At 64.5% G+C, this 6,260-nt stretch carries 4 protein-coding genes; all 4 read right to left on the bottom strand.

Features of this window, described 5'->3' with window-relative positions; all coding sequences use genetic code 11:
• Positions 1–72: 72 nt before the first annotated feature.
• Positions 73–1,509 (bottom strand): dihydrolipoyl dehydrogenase, encoded by a 1,437-nt coding sequence (gene lpdA, locus H7U20_RS12355; protein ID WP_199759452.1) that lies wholly within the window; start codon positions 1,507–1,509, stop codon positions 73–75.
• A 3-nt stretch (positions 1,510–1,512) separates the two neighbouring features.
• Entirely contained in the window at positions 1,513–1,863 is a 351-nt protein-coding gene (locus H7U20_RS12350; protein WP_199759451.1) for a PspC domain-containing protein, read from the bottom strand.
• A 100-nt stretch (positions 1,864–1,963) separates the two neighbouring features.
• Positions 1,964–3,199 carry a 2-oxoglutarate dehydrogenase complex dihydrolipoyllysine-residue succinyltransferase gene (odhB, locus tag H7U20_RS12345; RefSeq protein ID WP_199759450.1) on the bottom strand — a complete coding sequence of 412 codons (1,236 nt, stop codon included), beginning with the start codon at positions 3,197–3,199 and terminating at the stop codon, positions 1,964–1,966.
• Positions 3,200–3,265: 66 nt separating this feature from the next.
• Complete coding sequence (locus tag H7U20_RS12340) at positions 3,266–6,121, bottom strand: 2-oxoglutarate dehydrogenase E1 component (protein WP_199759449.1); 2,856 nt, start codon at positions 6,119–6,121, stop codon at positions 3,266–3,268.
• Positions 6,122–6,260: the final 139 nt, after the last annotated feature.

The raw sequence follows: 6,260 nt of genomic DNA, 5'->3' as shown, positions 1-6,260 counted from the left end.
GCGGGTCCGACCCCAGGTTCACGCCCCAGGGTTTTGCGTGGACAACGGCGCTCGGGCTTCCTTCAAACCACCTTAGAAGTTCAAGGTGCGCTTGTCGATCGCCAACGCGGCTTCCTTGGTCGCTTCCGACAGCGACGGGTGGGCGTGGCAGATGCGCGCGATGTCCTCGGCCGAAGCCTTGAATTCCATCGCCACGACGGCCTCGGCGATCAGCTCGGAAGCCATCGGTCCGATGATGTGCACGCCGAGGATCTCGTCGCTGGTGGCGTCGGCCAGGAACTTCACCATGCCCGAGGTGTCGCCCAGCGCGCGGGCGCGGCCGTTGGCCATGAACGGGAAGGTGCCCGCCTTGTAGGCGATACCGGCGGCCTTGAGTTGCTGCTCGGTCTGACCGACCCAGGCGATTTCCGGCGAGGTGTAGATAACCCAAGGAATCGTGTTGAAGTTGGTGTGGCCGTGCTGGCCGGCGATACGCTCGGCCACGGCAACGCCCTCTTCTTCCGCCTTGTGCGCCAGCATCGGGCCGCGCACCACGTCGCCCACCGCCCACACGTTCGGCAGGTTGGTCTTGCAGTCGCCGTCGACGGCGACGAAGCCGCGCTCGTCGAGTTGCAGGCCGACCTTGTCGGCGGCCAGGCCGTTGGTGTTCGGCGTGCGGCCGATCGAGATGATCAGCTTGTCGAACACGGCGGTCTGCGCCTCGCCCTTGGCGTTCTCGTAGGCCACCGAAACGTTGTTCTTGCCCGGCGTGATCTGGCCGATCTTGCAGCCGAGGTTGATGTTCAAGCCTTGCTTGGCGAACAGCTTGCCGGCTTCCTTGGCGATCTGCTCGTCGACCGCGCCGAGGAACACCGGCAGGCCTTCCAGCACGGTCACGTCGGAACCCAGGCGGCGCCAGACGCTGCCCATTTCCAGACCGATGACGCCGGCGCCGATCACGCCCAGCTTGGCCGGCACGGCGTCGATCGCCAGGGCGCCGGTGTTCGACAGGATCAGTTTCTCGTCGAACGGCGCGCCCGGCAGTTCGCGCGCGTTGGAACCGGTCGCCACGATGACGTGCTTGGCGCTGATGGTTTCATTGGCCGGCGCCGAGACGCTCAGCGGATAGCCTTCGGCGGTGGCGGCGCCGGCGAAGCTGGCGCGGCCGTGGAAGAAGGTCACCTTGTTCTTTTTGAACAGGAAAACGATGCCGTCGTTGTTCTGCTTGACGATGCTGTCCTTGCGCTTGAGCATCTGGCCGAGGTTCAGCTTGAGGCCGGCGACGTCGATGCCGTGGTCGGCGAAGGAGTGGCCGGCGTGCTCGTAGTGCTCGGACGATTGCAGCAGCGCCTTCGACGGGATGCAACCGACGTTGGTGCAGGTGCCGCCCAGGGCCGGGCCGCCCTTGGCGTTTTCCGCCGCGTCGACGCAGGCGACCGAGAAGCCCAGCTGGGCCGCGCGGATGGCCGCGATGTAGCCGCCTGGGCCGCCACCGATGACGACGACGTCGAATTGTTTAGTTGTGCTCATTTTTTAGTTCCCAATCAGTTCTTCGTCCGGGACGAAGATCCATAACAGTAGGTAAATCACCAGTCCGAAGCCGAACGACAGCGTGAACAGCACGAAGATCAAGCGCCAGATCCACGACTCCATGCCGGAGGCCAGCCCCAGGCCGCCGCAGACGCCGCCCAGCCAGCGGTCGCGCGCGGAGCGGCGCAGGCGCTTGAATTCCCGCGCCAGCTCGCCGCCGCCGCCGGTATCGCCGCCCTTGTTCAGCGCGGGACCGTTGAGCAGGCGCGCCTTGGCTTGGGCGAATTCCTCGTCCGACAAGGCGCCGGCCTGGTTCAGTTCGTGCAAACGTTTGATTTCTTCGGAGACGTTCATGCTTGACCTCTCTTGAAAAGCCACGCCGCGCGGCGCGCGGCGGACCCGAAGGCCCGCCGCGGCGACGGCGGCGCTGGTTGGACTGATGACGACGTCGAAATTACAGGTCCAGCAGCAGGCGGGCCGGATCTTCCAGCGCTTCCTTCATGGCGACCAGGCCCAACACGGCTTCGCGGCCGTCGATGATGCGGTGGTCGTAGGACATCGCCAGGTAGTTCATCGGGCGGATGACGATCTGGCCGTTTTCGACCACGGCGCGGTCCTTGGTGGCGTGCACGCCCAGGATGGCCGACTGTGGCGGGTTGATGATCGGGGTCGACAGCATCGAGCCGAAGGTGCCGCCGTTGGAGATCGAGAAGGTGCCGCCGGTCAGGTCGTCCAGCGTCAGCTTGCCGTCCTTGGCCTTGGCGCCGAATTCACCGATCTTCTTCTCGATTTCGGCGATCGACATCTGGTCGGCGTTGCGCAGGATGGGCACCACCAGGCCGCGCGGCGAACCGACGGCGATGCCGATGTCGAAGTAACCGTGGTAGACGATGTCGTTGCCGTCGACCGAGGCGTTGATGATCGGGTATTTCTTCAGCGCCGCGACGGCCGCCTTGACGAAGAAGGACATGAAGCCCAGCTTGACGCCGTGCTCTTTCTCGAACTTGTCCTTGTACTTGTTGCGCAGTTCCATCACCGGCGCCATGTTCACTTCGTTGAACGTGGTCAGGATGGCGTTGGTCGATTGCGACTGGATCAGACGCTCGGCGATACGGGCGCGCAGGCGGCTCATCGGCACGCGCTCTTCCGGACGCTCGCCCAGGCTGGCGGCGCTAGGCGCGGCCACTTGCTGCAACGCCGGTTTGGCGGCCACCGGCGCCAGCGGCGCCGGCGCGGCGGGCTTGAGCGCCACGGCGGCCAGGGCGTCGCCCTTGGTGACGCGGCCGTCTTTGCCGGAGCCGGCCACTTGCGCGGCGCTCAGGTTGGCTTCCGACAGGATCTTGGCGGCGGCCGGCATGGCGACGTCGCCCTTGTTGGCGGCGGCCGGGGCGGCGGCTGGCGCGGCGACCGGCAGGGTCGACACTTCCATCGGGCTGACCTTGGCCGAACCTTCGGTGTCGATGATGGCGATGATTTCGCCGGCGACGACGGTGGCGCCGTCACCCTTGATGATTTGCACGATGACGCCGGCGACCGGGGCCGGCAGTTCCAGCACCACCTTGTCGGTTTCGATGTCGATCAGGTTCTCGTCGCGGGCGACGGCTTCGCCGATCTTCTTGTGCCAAGTGAGCATGGTCGCTTCGGCGACCGATTCCGACAACTGGGGTACTTTAACTTCGATTTGTGCCATGTAAAACTCCGTGTTTGTTTTGTAATCGCGGCGCCGCGTCAGCCTGGGCTGCGCGGCGCTCCGTCGTTATTTGGTGAGGATGAAACCCTTGAGCTTGGAGAACGCCGTTTCCAACAGTTCCTTCTGCTGCGCATAGTGCTTGTCGTAGTAACCGACCGCCGGCGAAGCCGACGCCGGGCGACCGGCGTAGGCCAGGCGCTGACCGGACTCCATGCTCTCGAAGATGTTGTGCTGGATCTGGAACCATGGGCCCTGATTCTGCGGCTCGTCCTGCGCCCAGACCACTTCGGCCAGGTTGGGGAACTTCTTCAGCTCGGCGGCGAACGACTTGTGCGGGAACGGATACAGCTGTTCGACGCGGATGATCGCCGTGTCGGTCTGGCCGCGCGTTTTGCGGGCGTTGACCAGGTCGTAGTAGACCTTGCCCGAGCAGGCGACGACGCGCTTGACCTTCTTGGCGTCGATCTTCTCGTCCACTTCGCCGATGACGGTGTGGAACACGCCCTTGGCCAGGTCGGTCAGCGGCGAACCGGCGTCCTTGTTGCGCAGCAGCGACTTCGGCGTCAGGATCACCAGCGGCTTGCGGAACTGGCGCACCATCTGGCGGCGCAGCACGTGGAAGATCTGCGATGCCGAGGTCGGCTGGACCACTTGCATGTTGTTGTCGGCGCACAGTTGCAGGAAACGCTCGGGACGGGCCGAGCTATGCTCCGGACCCTGGCCTTCGTAGCCGTGCGGCAGCATCATCACCAGACCGCAGGCGCGGCCCCACTTCACTTCGCCGGAGCTGATGAACTGGTCGATCACCACTTGGGCGCCGTTGGCGAAATCGCCGAACTGGGCTTCCCAGATGGTCAGGGTGTTCGGTTCGGCGCTGGCGTAGCCGTATTCGAAGGCCAGCACGGCCTCTTCCGACAGCACCGAGTCGATCACGGTGAACGGCGCCTGGCTGTCCGACACGTTGCACAGCGGCACGTACGAACCGGCATCCCACTTCTCGCGGTTCTGGTCGTGCAGCACGGCGTGGCGGTGGACGAAGGTGCCGCGGCCGGCATCCTGGCCGGTCAGGCGGATGGCGTAGCCGGACGACACCAGCGAGGCGTAGGCCAGGTGTTCGCCCATGCCCCAGTCCAGGTTCATTTCGCCGCGGCCCATGGTGGCGCGGTCGCCCAGCACCTTCTCGACCAGCGAGTGGACCTTGAAGTCTTCCGGCACGGTGGTGATGCGGGTGGCCAGGCGTTTCAGCTCGGTCATCGGCACGGCCGTGTCGGCGCTGTCGGTCCACTTGCGGTTCAGGAAAGGCAGCCAGTCGACGGCGTACTTGTTCTTGAAGTTGGAGATCACCGGGTCGACCGTGTGCTTGCCGGCGTCCATGGCGTCGCGGAAGGCGGCGACCATTTTCTCGCCGCCGTCGGCCGGGATCACGCCCTGCGCCACCAGCTTGTCCGCGTACAACTTGCGGGTGCCCGGGTGCTGGCCGATCTTCTTGTACATCAGCGGCTGGGTCAGCGCGGGGGTGTCCTGTTCGTTGTGGCCCAGTTTGCGGTAGCAGATGATGTCGAGGACGATGTCCTTCTTGAACTCCATGCGGTAGTCGAGCGCGATCTGGGTCGCCAACACCACGGCTTCCGGATCATCGGCGTTGATGTGCAGCACCGGTGCCTCGATCATCTTGACGACGTCCGAGCAATACAGGGTCGAGCGCGAATCGCGCGGGTCCGAGGTGGTGAAACCGATCTGGTTGTTGATGACGATGTGCACCGTGCCGCCGGTGCCGTAGCCGCGGGTCTGGGCCAGGTTCAAGGTTTCCATCACCACGCCCTGGCCGGCGAAGGCGGCGTCGCCGTGCACCAGGATCGGCAGCACTTGCGCGCCTTCCTTGTCGCCGCGACGGTCCATGCGGGCCTTGACCGAGCCTTCGACCACCGGGTTGACGATCTCCAGGTGGGAAGGGTTGAAGGCCAGCGACAGGTGGACCGGGCCGCCGGCGGTGGAGATGTCGGAGGAGAAACCTTGGTGGTACTTGACGTCGCCGGCCGGCAGGTCGTCGCCGTGCTTGCCTTCGAACTCTTCGAACAGCTCCTGCGGCGCCTTGCCCAGGGTGTTGACCAGCACGTTCAGACGGCCGCGGTGGGCCATGCCGATGACGATCTCCTGCACGCCTTTTTCGCCGGCGCGCTGGATGGTTTCGTCCATCGAGGCGATGAAGGTCTCGCCGCCTTCGAGCGAGAAGCGCTTCTGGCCGACATATTTGGTGTGCAGATAGCGTTCCAGGCCTTCGGCGGCGGTCAGGCGGTCGAGGATGTGGATCTTCTTCTCGGGGGTGAAACTCGGGGTCGAGCGGATCGATTCCAGCTTTTCCTGCAGCCAGCGCTTTTCGGCCGGGTCGGAGATGTACATGAACTCGGCACCGATCGAACGGGTGTAGGTGTCACGCAGGAAGTTGATCAGGTCGCGCAGGGTCGCGGTTTCAGGACCGAAATAGGTGTTGCTGATGTTGAAGACGATGTCCATGTCGGCATCGGTGAAGCCGTAGAAGCTCGGCTCCAGTTCCGGGATCGACGGACGCTCCTGGCGTTGCAGCGGGTCCAGATTGGCCCAGTGGGTGCCCAGGTAGCGGTAGGCGGCGATCAGCTGGGTCGCGGCGACGCGCTTGCGGCCCATTTCGGCGTCGGCGGAGGCGACCACGGTGCGGATCGGACCGGCTTTGGCGCGTTCGGCGAAGGAGGCGATGACGTTGGCGTGGCCGACGTCCGGCTTGTTGGAACCATCGACGGCCGGCACGTGTTGCATGGCGTCGAAGTAGGCGCGCCAGTTGTCTGGCACGGAACCCGGGTTGTTGAGATACGCTTCGTACAGGTCTTCGACGTACGGTGCGTTCCCACCAAACAGGTAGGAGTTGGACGAATGTTGTTGCATCATATTGCTCACCTTTCTTCGCGCTTCGCGAGATTAGCGGGTTAATCTAACCTTCCGCGACACGGCCTGACCGGTTAGCGGATTGCACATCAAGTTGTGGGGAAGGGCTATGTTTCGTTCAATACTATAAATACGGTCATTC

Source organism: Rugamonas violacea (assembly GCF_016461825.1).
Classification (GTDB): Bacteria; Pseudomonadota; Gammaproteobacteria; order Burkholderiales; family Burkholderiaceae_D; genus Rugamonas.
This window is presented reverse-complemented; position numbering and strand designations above follow the sequence as displayed.

What these genes read in the sequence shown, in the direction of transcription:
- H7U20_RS12340 (WP_199759449.1), bottom strand. Translation starts at nt 6,121, where the DNA reads ATGATGCAACAACATTCGTCCAACTCCTACCTGTTTGGTGGGAACGCA.
- odhB (WP_199759450.1), bottom strand. Translation starts at nt 3,199, where the DNA reads ATGGCACAAATCGAAGTTAAAGTACCCCAGTTGTCGGAATCGGTCGCC.
- lpdA (WP_199759452.1), bottom strand. Translation starts at nt 1,509, where the DNA reads ATGAGCACAACTAAACAATTCGACGTCGTCGTCATCGGTGGCGGCCCA.
- H7U20_RS12350 (WP_199759451.1), bottom strand. Translation starts at nt 1,863, where the DNA reads ATGAACGTCTCCGAAGAAATCAAACGTTTGCACGAACTGAACCAGGCC.